We start from the raw sequence: 17,074 nt of genomic DNA on the forward strand, positions 1-17,074 counted from the left end.
CCACTTTGCTCTCAAGTGGCTGAAACCATTGAGGAGAGCATCATGGAATTCCTGAGTGTGATTGTTGCGGCGGCAGCGGCATTTGTGCTGGGCGCCGTCTACTACGGCGCATTGGCCAAGCCCTGGATTGAGGCTTCCGGCGTTGAATGTGATGAAGACGGCAAGCCGAAGGGCGGGCAAAGCCCGATGATCTTTGCCATGGCCTTTGTCCTGCAGTTGATCGTTGCCGGCATGATGCGCCATGTGTTCAGCCTGTCAGGCATCGAAACCCTGGGCGCCGGCCTGATCGGCGGTGCCGGCATCGGCCTGTTCTTCATCAGCCCCTGGATCGCACTGAACAACATGTATGGAATGCGGCCGGTCAAACTGACGCTGATTGATGGCGGCTATGCGACGCTGGCCTGCGCGGCGGCTGGTCTGGTGCTGACGCTGTTCTAAGCTGCCACACATCTGAAATGAAAAAGGGAAGGACCTGAGGACAATCAGGACCTTCCCTTCCACCCCGCGTGCTCCACTATCCACCACACGCGTATGAAAATCTGGTTCCTGGCCGTCCTGGCCGGTTTCTTAGGTATAGGCCGCCTTGCGCCGATTCCGCAAAGCAATAACCCGGACAATGCGAGCTAAATCAGAACTGACGTGAATGCCGGCAGAGGTTTTCACCTTCAGGTATTACCCGCTGAGCCGATCCCATCCTCCGGGACCAGAAATTCAAATCTCTCAATTGGGTTCCCGCCGCCTTTCGCAGCCAGAGCGGATGCCTTTCCGGACCAGGGACCTATATCGAGGCCTGCGTATCAGTGACACGGAGGAGGTTATCCTATGCAAAGGTTTCTCATCGAACGGGACATCCCGAAGGTCGGCAGCATGAGCGGTGAAGAACTTGGCGGCGCGGCGCGCACCTCCAATGACGCGCTGGCCAAACTGGCCCCCCGGGTCCAATGGCAGCACTCCTATGTTGCCGGCGACAAGACCTTCTGCATCTACCTGGCCGACTCCGAAGACGCGATACACGAGCATTCAAAGCTGAGCGGCTTTCCCGCCAGCAAAATCACCAGAATCGAAACTGTTATCGACCCCACCACCGGCAATTAGGGTCAGGTAAAGAAAAGCGCCGCCGGATTTCCCCGGCGGCGCTGTTTTGTGTTCTGCATTGTCCGCTTAGTAGCGGTAGTGCTCCGGCTTGAACGGGCCTTCGGGCTTGACGCCGATATAGGCGGCCTGTTCGGAGCTCAGCTGGGTCAGCTTGACGCCGATCCGGCCCAGGTGCAGGCGGGCGACTTTCTCGTCCAGATGCTTGGGCAGGATGTAGACGTCGTTTTCGTAGTGGTCACCGCGGGTCCACAGCTCAATCTGCGCCAGCACCTGGTTGGTGAAGGACGCCGACATCACAAACGACGGGTGGCCGGTGGCGTTGCCGAGGTTCAGCAGGCGGCCTTCGGACAGCAGGATCATGCGGTTGCCCGAGGGCATCTCGATCATGTCCACCTGGTCCTTGATGTTGGTCCACTTGTGGTTCTTCAGCGCCGCAACCTGGATCTCGTTGTCGAAGTGGCCGATGTTGCCGACAATCGCCATGTCCTTCATCTCGCGCATGTGCTCGATGCGGATCACATCCTTGTTGCCGGTGGTGGTGATGAAGATGTCGGCGGTGGCGACTTCATCTTCCAGCAGGGTCACTTCAAAACCGTCCATCGCAGCCTGCAGGGCGCAGATCGGGTCGGCTTCGGTGACTTTTACACGGGCGCCGGCGCCGCGCAGGGAGGCAGCGGAGCCTTTGCCGACGTCGCCATAACCGCAGACCACGGCAACCTTGCCGGCCATCATGGTGTCGGTGGCGCGGCGGATACCGTCAACCAGCGATTCCTTGCAGCCGTATTTGTTGTCGAACTTCGATTTGGTGACCGAGTCGTTCACGTTGATCGCCGGGAACGGCAGCTGGCCGTTTTTCTGCAGCTCATACAGGCGGTGGACGCCGGTGGTGGTTTCCTCGGAAACGCCCAGGATGGCGTCGCGGGTCTTGGTGAACCAGCCGGGGGAGGCTTCCATGCGCTTCAGGATCTGCGCCTTGATGACCGCTTCTTCCTCGGACTGCGGCACCGGGATGATCTCTTCGCCCGCCTCAGCGCGGGCGCCCAGAAGCACATAAAGGGTGGCGTCGCCGCCGTCGTCCAGGATCAGGTTCGCGCCTTCGGGGAACATGAAGGACTTGTCGAGGTAGTCCCAATGCTCTTCCAGGGTCTGGCCCTTGATCGCAAAGACCGGAATGCCGGCATCGGCGATGGCTGCCGCTGCATGATCCTGGGTCGAGAAGATGTTGCAGGAGGCCCAGCGCACATCCGCGCCCAGCGCCACCAGCGTTTCAATCAGAACCGCTGTCTGGATGGTCATGTGCAGCGAGCCGACGATGCGGGCGCCCTTCAGCGGCTTGCTTGCGCCGTATTCTTCGCGCAGCGCCATCAGGCCCGGCATTTCAGTTTCGGCGATGTCCAGCTCTTTGCGGCCAAAGCCTGCCAGCGCGATGTCCTTGACGATATAATCCCCGGCCATAGTCTGCTCCATTCCGGTTACGAGTACACTTGGTGCAGGGCCTAGCACTGCATTTGTTGATATTCAACGAAGATACCCGCAACCGGAGCCGGATGGCTCAGGCTTTTCATCAAGTGTCAGGCTGTAGGGGAAGCCCGTCAGGCAGCCAAATTCAGCTTGGCGTGCCCGGGTCCGGCGCTTTTTCCGCGATGTGGAAGAAGGAGGATCCGGTTGCGACAACGCAGCTGATCCCGTTTGCATGTGTAACGAGAACCGTAAAGGTGCCGGTTTCATCCGACGACCATACTTCAATCACTGTCGCTTCGGGGCGGCTTTTCTGCAATCCGCCGGCCGTCAGCCGTTCGGAATATCCGCTTTCCAGCTTCTGCGTCATGACCTCGCGGTCGCCGCAGCTGGCGGCCAGGGCTGGCGGCGCTGTCGCTGCCATGCCGAACAACAGGGAAAGACCAAGTAAACGCTTGAACATGACAAACTCCTTTCTGTTGCGTGTCACGTCGCAAAGGGGTTTGCCGCGGGGAGGGGGCGGTGCCCCTTGTGTACTTATAATATTGGTTCGGGACGCACCTTTTTCAAACTCACAGGGCGTAAACTGCCCGTTTTCATCCGTGTTCGCGCAAACACTCAAACGATGGCAAGCATTGCCCGGGCAACGCGCAGAAGGTAGTCAGAGGGTGAATAGAGCGACAGGAATCCCCATGCCCGCCAAACCCGCCCGCGCCTGGCAGAGAATGCTGTCCGGCCGCCGTCTGGACCTGCTGGATCCGACGCCCGTGGATATCGAGATCGAGGATATTGCCCACGGGCTGGCCTTTGTGGCGCGGTGGAACGGCCAGACGATGGGGGATTTTGCCTACTCAGTCGCAGAGCATTCATTGCTGGTTGAGGACATCTTCACCCGGATGCAGCCCAAGGCGCCGGTTAAATGGCGGCTGGCGGCACTGCTGCACGATGCGCCGGAATATGTGATCGGTGACATGATATCCCCTGTGAAGGCCGCAGTAGGACCGGGCTACGGCGATCTGGATCAGCGGCTGACGGCGGCGATTCACCTGCGGTTCGGGCTGCCGGCGGCGCTGCCCAAGACGGTCAAGGCGCAGATCAAGCGGGCAGACAAGGTCAGCGCCTGGATGGAAGCGGTGCAGATCGCGGGTTTTTCAGAAGCCGAAGCCAGCAAGTTCTTTGGCCGCCCGAATGCAGAGATTGCCAAGGGCCTGCTGATCCGCCTGCGCCCGCCGGTTGAGGTGCGGCAGGAGTTCATTGCCCGGCATCAGGCGCTGTTGCAGCAGATGTGAATGAAACGGGTTTTACCCAGCCAGGGCCGCTGCCCTGCCGGTGGGTCAAATCGGTATCCTGCTGCCTGTCCCGCATTTAAAGGATAGCAAAGTAAGGATGGCGGCGCCGCCAAGGGGCGGAGGCGGGACGGGAGGGTCACTCCCGCACGCGAAACGTCGTCTATGCGTGCCCGTGCCAATGGGCCCAGTTCCAAAGTGCCGGGGGTGTCAGGCCCGGCGGTGACCGCGATCAATTGGAACTTTGCCGCAGGCCGCTTAAGATCCCGTGAGACCAGCGTACGCAGGGTGCGCAACACCCTGCGTTGACGGGCGAGCCCCGTGTTTGAAGTGGAAGGCTCAGCGCGGGCTGCGCTTGGCCAGGATCCGCTGCAGGGTGCGGCGGTGCATGTTCAGCCGGCGGGCGGTTTCCGAGACATTGCGGTCGCACAGCTCATAGATCCGCTGGATATGCTCCCAGCGCACCCTGTCGGCGCTCATCGGGTTTTCCGGCGGCGGCGGCAGCTCATCACCGGTGGACAGCAGCGCATTCATGATGTCGGTGGCATCGGCCGGCTTGGACAGGTAGTCAGTCGCGCCGATCTTGACCGCCGCAACCGCTGTGGCGATGGCGCCGTAGCCGGTCAGCACGACAACCCGGCTGTCGGGGCGTTTCTCGCGCAGCACCTCGACCACATCCAGGCCGTTGCCGTCCTCCAGCCGCAGATCAACCACCGCATAGGCCGGCGGGCGAGCGGTTGCGATGGCGCTGCCTGCGGCGACGGATCCCGCAGTCTCTACCTCGAACCCGCGTTTTTCCATGGCCTTGGCCAGGCGCCGCAGAAACGGCTCGTCATCATCGACGAGCAGCAGTGTCTTGTCAGGTCCGATTTCCTGCAGATCAGTTTCGGCCATGCCCGGTCCTCCGCGCGGTTTTATCTATTGGCGCAAGAATATGTCCGGGCAGGGGAAAAGGTCAAACAGCTATCCTGCTTCAGATTTTCCCGACAAAGCAGGCGGTCTTGTCGGCCATCTGCTCTGCCGTTTCATCGCGGCGGAAGAACTCAACAAACCCTTCCTCGGGCAGCACCAGGTAGGAGAAGGTGGAATGGTCGACGAGATAGTAGTCCTCATCCCCTTCGTTCTTTTTGAAGTAGGTCTTGTAGGCCATGCTGGCCGCCTTCACTTGTTCCAGCGAACCGGTCAGGCCGATCATCTTTTCATGCAGGTTGGCGGCGAAATCGCCAACGGCTTCAGGGGTATCGCGGTCCGGGTCGATGGAGATGAACACCGGCGTCACGCTGACGCCGCGCTCAGCCAGAACGTCGATAGCATCAGCGTTGCGTGCTGCGTCCATCGGGCAGACGTCAGGACAGAAGGTGTAGCCGAAATAGACGATGGACGGCTCGGTGATCACATCCTTGTCAGTGACGGTTTCGCCCTTGGCATTGATCAGTTCGAACGGCCCGCCAATGGTTTCGGTGCCGCCTGCGATCTGGCTGCTGCGGCACTGCGCGAATTTGTCACCCCCGCTGCCTCCGCGGGTCAGAAACCAGGCACCGCCCACCAGGGCAGCGACAAAAGCAGCAGCTAGAAGAGCATAGACGCGGGTCATGGGATCACACTTTTCGTCAGGGAAGGGTTGTTGATCGTTTGCGGCGCCAGACCTATCAAGAAATACAGCCGATGCAACTGGCGCACGGCGTCACATCTGCGGGAGCACCGGAACCGGATGAACGACCGACTTTTCATGCTGGCAAGCAGCCACGATCACAGTCATTGGGTCCGGCTGCGGACACTGATCCTGCTGCGCTGGGTCGCCATTGCCGGGCAGATCACCGCCATTGCTGTGGCGCAGCACCGGTTCAACCTGCAGCTGGAACTGGGGTTGTGCTACCTGGCGATCGGCATCTCCGCCGCCGGCAATTTGATTGCCATCTTTGCCTTCCCGGAAAACAAGCGGCTCAGCGAGTTCGAGAACTTCCTGATGGTGCTGTTCGACCTGCTGCAGCTGGCTTTCCTTGTTTACCTGACCGGCGGGCTGAACAATCCCTTTGCCCTGCTGGTGCTGGGGCCGGTTACGATTTCCGCCGCGGTGATGGGCCTGCGCTCGACCCTGATCATCGGGGCAACGGCCATTATCCTGGTCACGCTGATGGCCGAGTTTCACCTGCCGCTGCGGACCGAGCAGGGATTTATCCTGCGGATCCCGGATGTGTTCATCTTCGGCAACTGGATCGCCATCGTCATCGCCATCCTCTTCATCGGTGCCTATTCCTTCCGGGTCAGCAACGAGATGCGGCTGATGTCGGACGCGCTGAGCGCCACCCAGCTCGCCTTGTCGCGCGAACAGAAGCTGACCGATCTGGGCGGCGTGGTGGCAGCGGCAGCGCATGAGCTGGGCACGCCGCTGGCCACCATCAAGCTGACCAGTGCCGAGCTGATCGAGGAGCTGGACGACCGCCCGGACCTGCGCGAGGACGCCGCGCTGATCCGCGAACAGGCCGACCGCTGCCGGGACATCCTGCGCGGCATGGGCCGGGCCGGCAAAGACGACCTGCACCTGCGCCAGGCCCCTTTCTCGACACTGGTGACAGAAGCGGCAGAGCCGCATATGCACCGCGGCAAAGCAGTCCTCTACCACGAGGAGCCGTTGGAAGGCGGCGATTTCCAGCAGCCTACGGTTTTGCGCAAACCGGAGATCATTCACGGGCTGCGCAATCTGGTTCAGAATGCCGTCGATTTCTCGCAGTCCACTGTCTGGATTGATGCGGCATGGGACAACGACCGCATCGTCCTGAAGATCAGCGACGACGGTTCGGGTTTCCCTCCGCATCTGCTGGGCCGTATAGGCGACCCTTTTGTGCGCCGCCGCCGGGGCGAAAGCGAACTGAAGCAGCGCCCGGAGTACGAGGGCATGGGGCTGGGCCTGTTCATTGCCAAGACGCTGCTGCAGCGCACCGGCGCACAGCTGAGATTCGCCAATGGCTCTGACCCCCACCAGACCATTTCCCCCGGCATTGAACAGACGGGCGCCATTGTCGAGGTTGCCTGGCCACGCGAGAAAATCGACGCCATGGAAGCAGGAGGCCCTGTCACCGGCAAAAATTTACCTTTAGAAATTTAACTATTCACTTTTGGGAAACCAATTAAACTTCATTTAACCATTTTTAGGGAACCATGCGGGTAAACGAGAGCTGAACTAGGCAGGAAGACATGCAGGATTTCGCGTCGATCGAATGGTTTGTACTGGCCGCGCTATGCGCTGCCACGGCTGCCGCCGCAGTTTGGTGGCTGTCCCCCTCCCCCCGCCGCAGTGGCATGGAACACGATCTGCTGGCCGCCGATGGCCGGACTGATGCCGTGTTCCTGTTCGATGACAGCAGCCTGATCGGCTGGTCTTCCGGGGCCCGCAAATTTATCGGCGACCAAGCAGAGAACTTTGATTGGAGCATGCTGCGCGACCAGCTGGCCCGCAGCTATCCTGGCCTGCCGCAGTCGCCTGGTTTTCTCAAGGATGTGGGGCCGCTGGTGCTGTCCGGCACCGCCGCCGCTGAAAGCCGCGAAGCACATTGCGAATGGATTGATGGTGTGACCCGCGTTCAGCTGCGCCGCAGCACCTTGGAGGAACACAATAAATCCCTGGATCAAGAGCTGACCACCCTGCGGGCCGCGGTGCATCAGGCGCCCTATCCGGTCTGGCTTCAGTCGGAAGAAGGCAATGTTACCTGGTCCAACCTGGCCTATGACAATCTCGGCCAGAAGATTCGCGGCCGCAGCGCAGATTTTTCTGATCCTCTGTTCGTGGATCTCCATGATCCGATGACCAGCGGCAAACCGGAACGGATTTCCATCCCGCTGCCGGAAAGCACCAAGAAGCTGTGGTACAACGTCTCAACCACCGAAACCGAGGCCGGCTGGCTGTGCCACGCGGTCGATGTGAACGCGGTGGTCGACGCCGAGGTTGCCCAGCGCAATTTTGTGCAGACGCTGGCCAAGACCTTTGCCCAGCTGTCCATTGGCCTGGCGATCTTTGACCGCAACCGCCAGCTGGTTCTGTTCAATCCGGTGCTGATCGACCTGACCGCGCTGCCGGCAAACTTCCTGAGCTCGCGGCCCAACCTGCTGACCTTCTTTGACCGGCTGCGCGATCAGCGGATGATGCCGGAACCCAAGAGCTACTCCAGCTGGCGCCACCAGATGGCGGACCTGCTGGAGGCTGCCGCCGAGGGGCGTTACCAGGAAACCTGGTCGCTGCCTTCAGGGTCTGTCTACAAGGTCTCGGGCCGACCGCATCCGGATGGCGCCATCGCCTTCCTGTTCGAGGATATCACCGCCGAAGTCACCCTTACCCGCCAGTTCCGCTCTGAGCTGGAAATGGGGCAATCAATCCTGGATCAGATGGACGAAGCCATCGCGGTGTTCGCCAATGACGGCAGCATGAGCTTTTCAAACAGCGCGTATGACACCCTTTGGCAGATGGACCCGAACTCCAGCTTTGCCAAAGTGTCTATCATGGATGCCAGCCGCATCTGGCAGGACACCTGTTCACCAACCCCTGTCTGGGGCGAGATCCGTGACTTCGTGGCAGGCTGCGAAGGGCGCGAGGCCTGGTGGTCCCATGTTCAGCTGCGCGACGGCACCGGGTTGGTCTGCAAAGTGTCCGCTATACAGAACGGTGCCACCATGGTCAGCTTCCGCAAGCCTGAAACCGCTGCTCTGCCGGCTGGCCAGGAACGGTTCCCCGCCTCAAGCAAGGGCTGAGCGGGGAAACCCGCTTGCAGCAGCACCGCGGCGGCGCCATTCTAGCGCCATGACATTTGAAACTGCGTCCTGCACGCTGAATTCACCTGATGAAACGGCCCAGCTGGCCGCCAAGATCGCCGGAGCACTGCGCCCCGGCGATTGCCTGTTGCTGGAGGGTGTTATCGGCGCCGGAAAGACCCATTTTGCCCGCCATCTGATACAGTCGCTGATGGACGTTCCCGAGGATGTGCCCTCGCCCACTTTTACATTGGTGCAGACTTATGACGTGCCCGCCGGCGAGTTGTGGCACACCGACCTTTACCGTTTGTCCTCTTTGGACGAACTGGAGGAACTGGGCCTGACCGAAGCCTTTGACAGTGCGATCTGCCTGGTTGAGTGGCCTGACCGGCTGCAGGAACTGACTCCGCCGCACGCCTTGCATCTGACGCTGGCCCTGGATGCCGAACACGAAGACCGCCGCCACCTGACGCTCCGCTGGAGTGATGCAAAGTGGCAGCCCCTTATGGAGCGCATTTGCGCATGAGCGACCGTAATACCCTGTGCGAGAGTTTTCTTTCGCAAACACCCTATGCCAACTGGCAGCGCGGCCCGCTTGCCGGCGATGCCTCCAACCGGCGTTATGAGCGGCTGACTAGCGCTGAAGGCCAGACTGTTGTGCTGATGGACGCGCCGCCGGAAAAAGGCGAGGACATCCGGCCTTTTGTCCGCATTGCAGACTACCTGCGTGCCCAGGGCCTCAGCGCTCCTGAAATTCTGGCGCAGGATCCCGAAAACGGGTTTCTGCTATTGGAGGATCTGGGCGACGATCTTTATGCCCGCATCATCGAACGCGAGCCGGTGCTGGAAAGAGAGCTTTATGAAGCTGCGACCGACGCGCTGGTTGCCCTTCATCAGGCGCCGATGCCGGAATTGGAGTCCTACGGGCCGCGGCTGATGGCGGAAATGGCCGGGCTGGCCTTTTCGAAATACCGCGCCGGCATTCTTGGTGAAGGCGACGCGGATCTGCAGGCCCGGTTCGAAAACCAGTTCGAGGATATCCTGCGCGAAACAGTCAAGGGCGATCCGGTCCTGGTGCAGCGCGACTACCACGCCGAAAACCTGCTGTGGCTGCCGGACCGGGATGGTGTCGCCCGTGTCGGCCTGCTGGATTTTCAGGACGCACGCGCGGGCCACCCGGCCTATGATCTTGTGTCGCTCCTGCAGGACGCCCGACGCGACGTGCCCGCCGGTATCGAGATGCAGATGATCAGCCGCTACATCACGGCTGCCGGCGCGGACGAATCCGGCTTCCGCACTGCCTACACTGTGCTGGGCGTGCAGCGGAACCTGCGCATTCTGGGTGTCTTTGCCCGGCTCAGCCTCGACTACGGAAAACCGCACTACGTGGACCTGATCCCGCGGGTTTGGGATCATTTTTTTCGCGGGCTGGACCACTCTGCATTGGCTCCGGTGGCAGGGCTTCTGCGTGACAGCCTGCCAGCCCCGACCCCGGAGAACCTGGACAGGCTGAGGCCGTGATGCAGCGTTCACCCGAAGCCGTCATGCTGTTTTCCGCAGGCTTTGGCACCCGGATGCGGGAGCTGACCCGCGACAAGCCAAAACCGATGATCGAAGTTTCCGGCCGGCCGTTGATTGCCCATGCATTGGAACTGGCCCAAGCGGTGCAGCCGGTCCGGATTGCAGCCAATGTGCATTACAAGCCAGAACCGCTGAAGGCCTTTTTAGAGCCTGAAAACGTGCTGATCAGCCATGAGATGCCCGAGATTCTCGATACCGGCGGCGGGTTGCGCCATGCCCTGCCCATGCTGGGCGGCGGCCCGGTTTTCACCATGAACACGGATGCCATCTGGAAAGGCCCGAACCCGCTGCAATTGGCGCAAAAGGCCTGGGACCCGGACCGGATGGATGCGCTTTTGGTCTGTGTGCCGCTTGCGAATGCCATCGGCCGCAGTGGGCAGGGCGACTTTTCAGCCGATGCCGAGGGCCGTATCAGCCGCGGCGGAAATCTAGTCTATGGCGGGGTGCAGATCCTGAAAACACAAGGGCTGCAGGACGTTGAGGAGCAGGTGTTCTCGCTTAATGTCCTGTGGAACCGGATGGCTGCAGCCGGGCGGCTGTTTGCACTGGAATATCCTGGCCGCTGGTGCGATGTGGGCCATCCCGAAGGGATCAAACTGGCCGAGGACCTGATAGCCGCAGATGATGTTTGAACCGTCCGCCAAACCGCGCGTCTTTGCCGTGCCCTGCGGCGTGGATTTCCCGCAGGCGCTGGTCGAGGGACTGCGTGAGCGCGCCCGGAAGCTGCCGCCGGAAGCACTGGCCAGGGCAGAGCTGATCGTCAACACCTCCCGCATGGCGCGGCGTATCCGCAGCCTGTTTGACGACGGCCCCGCGATGCTGCTGCCGCGGATGCTGATGCTGAGTGATTTGGCACAACGGGCCGCATTGGACGGGCTGCCGCCTGCCCTGCCCCCGCTGCGGCGCCGGCTGGAGCTGTCGCAGCTGATCGCCAAGCTACTGGACGCGCAGCCCGATCTTGCCTCCCGCGCGTCTCTCTATGATCTGTCCGACAGCCTTGCCGCACTGATTGACGAGATGCAGGGCGAAGGTGTCAGCACGGATGCCATCCGGGAACTGGACGTTTCGGACATGTCCGGCCACTGGGCACGGGCGCAGGCCTTCATCGGCATCGCGGACGAGTTCACCGGCCTGCATGAGGGCGCGATGGACGCACAGGCACGGCAGCGGCAGGTGGTCCTGAACCTGATTGAGGAGTGGCAGGAAAACCCGCCTGCCCACCCGGTCATTCTGGCCGGCTCCACCGGGTCGCGCGGCACCACCTTGATGCTGATGCAGGCCATTGCCCGCCTGCCGCAGGGCGCCGTGGTGCTGCCCGGTTTCGATTTCGACCAGCCGGATCATGTCTGGGGCGGGCTGGATGACCCGATGATCTCGGAAGATCACCCGCAGTACAGGTTTCACAAGCTGATGAAGGACCTGGAACTGGCCCCGGGCGACGTGCAGCCTTGGACCGATACGCGGCCGGTCTCTCCCGAACGGAACCGGCTGGTCTCGCTGGCCTTGCGCCCGGCCCCGGTGACCGACGCCTGGATGAGCGAAGGCCCCAAGCTGACCGGATTGGACAAGGCCACGGAAAACCTCACCCTGGTCGAGGCTCCCAGCCCGCGGGCCGAGGCGCTAGCGATTGCGCTGCGCTTGCGTCAGGCGGCAGAGGACGGCCAGACCGCTGCGCTGATCACGCCTGACCGGATGCTGACCCGTCAGGTTTCCGCCGCGCTGGACCGCTGGAACATCCTGCCGGATGATTCCGCCGGCCTGCCGCTGCAGTTGTCGCCACCAGGCCGGTTTCTGCGCCATGTGGCAGGGCTGTTCTGCAAGCCGCTGGCCTGCGATAGCCTGCTGACGCTGCTGAAGCACCCGCTGACCCATGAAGGTGCGGACCGCGGCAATCACCTGCGCCAGACCCGCGAATTGGAACTGTCGCTGCGCCGCAACGGACCGCCCTTCCCCGATGCCGCGGCCTTTGCCGGCTTTGAAAAGGGCCGTCAGCTGACACAGGGCTGGACCGGCTGGTTGAGCGCCTGTTTCGCGGATCAGGAGATCGCCGGCACCCTGCCCCTGACCGATTGGGTCGAACGGCTGCGCGATCTGGCCGAGCGTATCGCTGCCGGCAGCCAAACGGACGGCGCCGGCACGCTGTGGGACAAGAAGGCGGGCCAAGCCGCCCTCGCCTGTATCGAAAATCTGGAGAGTGAGGCCCCCTATGGCGGCGAGATGACCGCCCGCGATTTTGCCGACCTGCTGGGCGCGCTGCTGAGCCAGGGTGAAGTGCGCGACCGCGATGCGCCATATGGCTCTATCATGATCTGGGGCACGCTGGAGGCGCGTGTGCAGGGCGCCGATCTGGTCATTCTGGGCGGCCTGAACGAAGGCAGCTGGCCTGAGGCCGCCAGTCCCGATCCCTGGCTGAACCGCCAGTTGCGCAATCAGGCAGGTCTGTTGCTGCCCGAACGCCGCATCGGCCTGTCGGCGCATGACTTCCAGCAGGCAATTGCCGCAACTGAGGTCTGGCTGACCCGCGCCGAACGGTCAGAGGAAGCCGACACCGTACCGTCACGCTGGCTGAACCGCCTGTCCAACCTGCTGTCCGGCCTGCCGGACCAGGGCGGCCGGGATGCGCTGGACGCGATGCGAGCCAAAGGCCGGCAATGGCTGGGCTGGGCAGACGCGCTGGAGGAGCCTACGCCCATTCCGCAGATGCCGCGTCCCTCGCCGCGTCCGCCGGTTGCGGCCCGCCCGCGGCGCCTGACCATTACGGAAATTCCGCGGCTGATCCGCGACCCTTATGCGATTTACGCCAAACATGTGCTGCGGCTGAAGCCGCTGAACCCGCTGGTGCAGGAACCCGACGCCCTGCTGCGCGGGATTGTGGTGCATGAGGTATTTGAGCATTTCATCAAGGAAGCCCAGGTGGATCGAAGCCTGCTGACTGCCAGCCAGCTGATCGAAAAGACCCGGGAGCTGCTGGATGCCCATGTGCCTTGGCCCGTTGCCCGTATCCTGTGGCACAGCCGCATCCGCAAGATTGCCGGCGACTTTGTGCTGGCAGAACAGGAACGCCAGGCCCGCGCCAAACCTGTTGCCTTTGAGGCCAAGGGCAGCGCCCGGCTGGATCCGCTGGATTTCACCATCGCCTGCCGCGCCGACCGGATCGACATGGATGAGCGCGGTTTCCTGCATCTGTATGACTACAAGACCGGCGCGCCGCCCAGCGAGTCCCAGCAGAAGAAGTTTGAAAAGCAGCTGCTGATCGAAGCCGCCATGGCTGAGGAAGGCGCCTTTGACGATCTTGGCCCGGCGGAGGTTGCCCGCGCCCTGTTCATCGGTCTTGGCTCCAGCATGAAAGAGGTTCGCGCACCGTTGGAAGAGGAGCCGCCCGCCAAGGTCTGGGACGAGCTGCGCACCCTGATCGGCGCCTATTTCGAGCCTGAGCAGGGCTATTCGAGCCGCCGCATGGTGTATCGGGACGACCTCGCCGGCGACTACGACCACCTGGCGCGCTACGGCGAATGGGACCGCAGCGCCGAACCGCAGCCGGAGGATCTGGCATGACCATCCGCGACGCCGCCTCTGAGGCGCAGTTCCGCGCCGCCCGGCCCGATGCCTCCACCTGGCTGGCGGCAAATGCCGGCTCCGGCAAGACCAAGGTGCTGACCGACCGGGTGGCCCGGCTGCTGCTGAAGGGCGTGCAGCCGCAGCACATCCTGTGCCTCACCTATACCAAGGCCGCCGCCAGCGAGATGCAGAACCGGCTGTTCAAGCGGTTGGGCGAATGGGCGATGCTGGAAGACCCGGCGCTGATTGCGGCCCTGACCGATTTGGGGGAGGTCAACACCGCAGCCGAGGACCTGGCACAAGCACGCACCCTGTTTGCCCGCGCGATTGAGACGCCGGGCGGGCTGAAGATCCAGACCATCCACTCCTTCTGTTCGTCTCTGCTGCGCCGCTTCCCGCTGGAGGCCGGCGTCAGCCCGCAGTTTTCCGAAATGGACGACCGTGCAGGCCAGCTGTTGCGTGCAGAAATCATGGAGGATTTTGCGCAAGGCGCTGATGCCCCGCTGGTCGATGCCCTGGCGCGGCATGTGAGCGACAGCGACTTCGAAACACTCACTTCCTCAATTTGCAATCGCCGGGCCGACTTCGGAGAGACGCTGGACTGGGACGGGCTGCTGGACCTGTTTGGCCTGCCCAAAGGTTTCGATGAAACAGCGCTTGAATCGCTGGTGTTTCTGGGCGGCGAGGAAGAGCTTCTGCAGCGTACCCGGGAGATGCTGGGACAGGGCGGTTCAACCGACCTGAAGGCGGCGGAGAAACTGGCGGGGATTACTAAACCGGCAATCGCCGATCTTGGCGCGCTCGAAAGCGTGTTCCTGACCGGCGCCGGCGCCAAGGAGCCGTTCACCGCCAAAATAGACAAGTTCCCAACTAAGAAACTGCGCGAATCCCACCTGTCGCTGATGGACCAGCTGGAACCGCTGATGCTGCGGGTTGAGGACGCGCGCGCCAAACGTCTGGCGCTGACTGCCGCGCGCAAGAGCCACGACCTGCACCGCTTCGCAGCCGCCTTCCTGCCGGAATATGAACGGCGCAAGCAACTGCGCGGCTGGCTCGACTTTGACGACCTTATCCTGAAGGCCCGGAAACTGCTGAACGATCCCGGCGTGGCTGCCTGGGTGCTGTACCGGCTGGACGGCGGTATTGACCACATTCTGGTGGACGAGGCACAGGACACCAGCCCGGTGCAATGGGACGTGATCGAGAAGCTGGCGCAGGAGTTCACTGCCGGCGAAGGCGCGCGCTCGGATGTGGAGCGCACCATTTTTGTCGTCGGTGACAAGAAGCAGTCGATCTATTCGTTCCAGGGCGCTGACCCGGATGCGTTTGACCGGATGCAGCAGGAGTTCGGCAACCGGCTGGCGGAAACCGGAGCAGGGCTGCAGGATGCCTCGCTCGATTTCTCCTTCCGCTCCTCTGCGGCAATCCTGAAGCTGGTCGATCTGGTGTTCAAGGACAGCCCGCGCGCCGGTTTCCGCAAGGACGCGCTGCATAGGGCCTTCAAGTCGGACCTGCCAGGCCGGGTGGACCTGTGGCCGGTGGTAGAAAAGGTGGAGGATGACGAGGATCCCGATTGGACCAGCCCCGTCGACCGTCCCAGCAGCCGCCATCACACGGTGATCCTGGCAGAACGGATTGCCGGGTCGATCAAGCAGATGATTGAAACCGGCGTCACCATTCCGGAGGATGGGCCCGAACGCGGCACCTTTCAGCGCCGTCCGGTGCAGGCCGGCGATTTCCTGATCCTGGTGCAGCGCCGCTCCGATCTGTTCTCGGAAATCATCCGCGCCTGCAAGAAGGCTGAACTGCCTATCGCCGGCGCTGACCGGCTGAAGGTCGGTGCGGAGCTGGCGGTCAAGGACATTGCCGCGCTGCTGCGGTTCCTGGCGCTGCCCGAGGACTCCTTGTCATTGGCAGAGGCACTGAAATCGCCGCTGTTCGGATGGACCGAGCAGGCGTTGTTTGATCTCGCACACCGGCGGGAGGCGATGTACCTGTGGCCCGCGCTGCGGGAGCGGGCACAGGAGTTCCCGGAGACCATGGCGGTGCTGGATGACCTGCGCGCCAATGCGGATTTCCTGCGGCCCTTTGATCTGATTGAGCGTATCCTGACCCGCCACGGCGGCCGCCAGAAACTGCTGGGCCGGCTGGGGCCGGAAGCGGAAGACGGTATCAACGCGCTGCTGTCGCAGGCGCTGGCCTATGAGCGCACCGATGTGCCCAGCCTCACCGGGTTTCTGGTCTGGATGCAGACCGATGATCTGGAGATCAAACGCCAGATGGGCGCGGCCGGCAATATGATCCGGGTGATGTCGGTGCATGGATCCAAAGGTCTGGAGGCGCCGATCGTGATCCTGCCGGACACCGCCAAACGCCAGGCCCCGCGGGACACGGAGATCATGCTGGCCGAAGGCACACCTGTCTGGAAGCTGCCCAAGGACCAGATGCCTGCTACTATGCTGGCGGCCCGTGAAGCTGCCCAGGAAAAGCTGCAGAATGAACGCCTGCGGCTGCTCTATGTGGCTCTGACCCGGGCGGAAAAGTGGCTGATTGTCGCTGCCGCGGGCGACGCGGGCGAACAGGGCGACAGCTGGTACCGCATGACAGAGGGCGCCTTGCGCGAGGGTGGCGCAGTGGAGTTCGACTGTCCCGGCGGGGCAGGATTACGCCTGCAGCACGGGGATTGGGACGGGCTGCCACGGATTGAAAAGCCGGTGGGGGAAGTCGTGAAATACAGCTTGCCGGAGGTTTTTTCCCGCGCGGCCGGAGCCTATGAGGCCCCGGCGCCGGCACTCAGTCCTTCGGACCTGGGCGGGGCGAAGGCCTTGCCAGGTGACCTGGGCCTGGATGAGGAAGCCGCCAAGGCTCGCGGCAGCCGGCTGCACCTGCTGCTGGAGCACCTGCCGGGCCGGCCTGAAGACCACTGGCCGCAGCTTGCCGGCAACCTTCTGCAGGAAGCCGAGGATATTGCAGAGCTGCTCGCCGAGGCGTCCGGCGTTCTGAAAAACGCCGGCTTGTCCCATATTTTCGCCCCTGAAACCCTGGCAGAAGTGCCCATCACCGCCGACCTGAACGAGGGCCGTCTGCATGGCATCATTGACCGCCTGATCGTCACACCGGACAGGGTTCTGGCGGTGGACTTCAAATCCAATGCCACCGTACCGGAAGTGCCGGAACAATGCCCCGAAGGTTTGCTGCGCCAGATGGGTGCCTATGCCCATGCGCTGGCACAGATTTACCCGGGCCGCACTATCGAAACCGCGCTTCTTTGGACCCGAACGGCCACGCTGATGCCGCTGCCGCACGAACTTGTGACAGCGGCGCTGATGCGGCGTCTGGAACCTTGACGATCC

14 protein-coding genes are annotated in these 17,074 nt (G+C 62.5%); 10 read left to right on the forward strand and 4 right to left on the reverse strand.

Annotation, left to right across the window (positions count from 1 at the left end):
* Positions 1-42: 42 nt before the first annotated feature.
* On the forward strand, positions 43-438 hold the full coding sequence (locus RA21_RS07130) for a DUF1761 domain-containing protein (protein ID WP_039147812.1): 396 nt from the start codon (positions 43-45) through the stop codon (positions 436-438).
* A 384-nt stretch (positions 439-822) separates the two neighbouring features.
* The gene (locus RA21_RS07135) at positions 823-1,095 is read left to right on the forward strand and encodes a DUF4242 domain-containing protein (protein ID WP_019295347.1); all 273 of its coding nucleotides are present in this window, start codon (positions 823-825) and stop codon (positions 1,093-1,095) included.
* A 66-nt stretch (positions 1,096-1,161) separates the two neighbouring features.
* Here RA21_RS07135 and ahcY read toward each other — a convergent pair whose 3' ends face one another.
* The gene (gene ahcY, locus RA21_RS07140; RefSeq protein WP_019295346.1) at positions 1,162-2,550 is read right to left on the reverse strand and encodes an adenosylhomocysteinase; all 1,389 of its coding nucleotides are present in this window, start codon (positions 2,548-2,550) and stop codon (positions 1,162-1,164) included.
* Between the two features lie 151 nt (positions 2,551-2,701).
* Complete coding sequence (locus tag RA21_RS07145) at positions 2,702-3,016, reverse strand: hypothetical protein (RefSeq protein ID WP_019295345.1); 315 nt, start codon at positions 3,014-3,016, stop codon at positions 2,702-2,704.
* 229 nt (positions 3,017-3,245) lie between these two features.
* Between RA21_RS07145 and RA21_RS07150 the strand changes: the two genes are divergently transcribed.
* Positions 3,246-3,842 carry an HD domain-containing protein gene (locus tag RA21_RS07150; protein ID WP_019295344.1) on the forward strand — a complete coding sequence of 199 codons (597 nt, stop codon included), beginning with the start codon at positions 3,246-3,248 and terminating at the stop codon, positions 3,840-3,842.
* A gap of 336 nt (positions 3,843-4,178) precedes the next feature.
* On the opposite strand, the gene RA21_RS07155 is transcribed toward RA21_RS07150, so the two are convergent.
* A complete protein-coding gene (locus tag RA21_RS07155; RefSeq protein WP_019295343.1) occupies positions 4,179-4,733 on the reverse strand; it encodes an ActR/PrrA/RegA family redox response regulator transcription factor in 555 nt (184 codons plus the stop codon).
* A 79-nt stretch (positions 4,734-4,812) separates the two neighbouring features.
* Positions 4,813-5,433, reverse strand: coding sequence for an SCO family protein (locus tag RA21_RS07160; protein ID WP_019295342.1), 621 nt, complete (start codon positions 5,431-5,433; stop codon positions 4,813-4,815).
* 117 nt (positions 5,434-5,550) lie between these two features.
* Between RA21_RS07160 and regB the strand changes: the two genes are divergently transcribed.
* The 7 genes from regB (at position 5,551) to addA (ending at position 17,068) form a co-directional block, all read left to right on the forward strand.
* Positions 5,551-6,945, forward strand: a complete 1,395-nt coding sequence (gene regB / locus RA21_RS07165) for a sensor histidine kinase RegB (RefSeq protein ID WP_019295341.1) — start codon at positions 5,551-5,553, stop codon at positions 6,943-6,945.
* Positions 6,946-7,034: 89 nt separating this feature from the next.
* Positions 7,035-8,582 carry a PAS-domain containing protein gene (locus tag RA21_RS07170; RefSeq protein WP_039147536.1) on the forward strand — a complete coding sequence of 516 codons (1,548 nt, stop codon included), beginning with the start codon at positions 7,035-7,037 and terminating at the stop codon, positions 8,580-8,582.
* 49 nt (positions 8,583-8,631) lie between these two features.
* On the forward strand, positions 8,632-9,108 hold the full coding sequence (gene tsaE, locus RA21_RS07175) for a tRNA (adenosine(37)-N6)-threonylcarbamoyltransferase complex ATPase subunit type 1 TsaE (RefSeq protein ID WP_019295339.1): 477 nt from the start codon (positions 8,632-8,634) through the stop codon (positions 9,106-9,108).
* Positions 9,105-10,103 (forward strand): aminoglycoside phosphotransferase family protein, encoded by a 999-nt coding sequence (locus RA21_RS07180; RefSeq protein WP_039147538.1) that lies wholly within the window; start codon positions 9,105-9,107, stop codon positions 10,101-10,103. The genes tsaE and RA21_RS07180 overlap by 4 nt, the downstream gene beginning before the upstream one ends.
* Entirely contained in the window at positions 10,103-10,795 is a 693-nt protein-coding gene (locus RA21_RS07185) for a nucleotidyltransferase family protein (RefSeq protein WP_241483480.1), read from the forward strand. Before RA21_RS07180 ends, RA21_RS07185 begins: the two co-directional genes overlap by 1 nt.
* Positions 10,785-13,718, forward strand: a complete 2,934-nt coding sequence (gene addB / locus RA21_RS07190; protein WP_193748054.1) for a double-strand break repair protein AddB — start codon at positions 10,785-10,787, stop codon at positions 13,716-13,718. Before RA21_RS07185 ends, addB begins: the two co-directional genes overlap by 11 nt.
* On the forward strand, positions 13,715-17,068 hold the full coding sequence (gene addA / locus RA21_RS07195; protein WP_039147542.1) for a double-strand break repair helicase AddA: 3,354 nt from the start codon (positions 13,715-13,717) through the stop codon (positions 17,066-17,068). Before addB ends, addA begins: the two co-directional genes overlap by 4 nt.
* Positions 17,069-17,074 lie beyond the last annotated feature (6 nt).

Origin of the sequence: Leisingera sp. ANG-DT, assembly GCF_000813785.1 — a bacterium.
Lineage (GTDB): Bacteria > Pseudomonadota > Alphaproteobacteria > Rhodobacterales > Rhodobacteraceae > Leisingera.

What these genes read in the sequence shown, in the direction of transcription:
- RA21_RS07130 (WP_039147812.1), top strand. Translation starts at nt 43, where the DNA reads ATGGAATTCCTGAGTGTGATTGTTGCGGCGGCAGCGGCATTTGTGCTG.
- RA21_RS07135 (WP_019295347.1), top strand. Translation starts at nt 823, where the DNA reads ATGCAAAGGTTTCTCATCGAACGGGACATCCCGAAGGTCGGCAGCATG.
- ahcY (WP_019295346.1), bottom strand. Translation starts at nt 2,550, where the DNA reads ATGGCCGGGGATTATATCGTCAAGGACATCGCGCTGGCAGGCTTTGGC.
- RA21_RS07145 (WP_019295345.1), bottom strand. Translation starts at nt 3,016, where the DNA reads ATGTTCAAGCGTTTACTTGGTCTTTCCCTGTTGTTCGGCATGGCAGCG.
- RA21_RS07150 (WP_019295344.1), top strand. Translation starts at nt 3,246, where the DNA reads ATGCCCGCCAAACCCGCCCGCGCCTGGCAGAGAATGCTGTCCGGCCGC.
- RA21_RS07155 (WP_019295343.1), bottom strand. Translation starts at nt 4,733, where the DNA reads ATGGCCGAAACTGATCTGCAGGAAATCGGACCTGACAAGACACTGCTG.
- RA21_RS07160 (WP_019295342.1), bottom strand. Translation starts at nt 5,433, where the DNA reads ATGACCCGCGTCTATGCTCTTCTAGCTGCTGCTTTTGTCGCTGCCCTG.
- regB (WP_019295341.1), top strand. Translation starts at nt 5,551, where the DNA reads ATGAACGACCGACTTTTCATGCTGGCAAGCAGCCACGATCACAGTCAT.
- RA21_RS07170 (WP_039147536.1), top strand. Translation starts at nt 7,035, where the DNA reads ATGCAGGATTTCGCGTCGATCGAATGGTTTGTACTGGCCGCGCTATGC.
- tsaE (WP_019295339.1), top strand. Translation starts at nt 8,632, where the DNA reads ATGACATTTGAAACTGCGTCCTGCACGCTGAATTCACCTGATGAAACG.
- RA21_RS07180 (WP_039147538.1), top strand. Translation starts at nt 9,105, where the DNA reads ATGAGCGACCGTAATACCCTGTGCGAGAGTTTTCTTTCGCAAACACCC.
- RA21_RS07185 (WP_241483480.1), top strand. Translation starts at nt 10,103, where the DNA reads ATGCAGCGTTCACCCGAAGCCGTCATGCTGTTTTCCGCAGGCTTTGGC.
- addB (WP_193748054.1), top strand. Translation starts at nt 10,785, where the DNA reads ATGATGTTTGAACCGTCCGCCAAACCGCGCGTCTTTGCCGTGCCCTGC.
- addA (WP_039147542.1), top strand. Translation starts at nt 13,715, where the DNA reads ATGACCATCCGCGACGCCGCCTCTGAGGCGCAGTTCCGCGCCGCCCGG.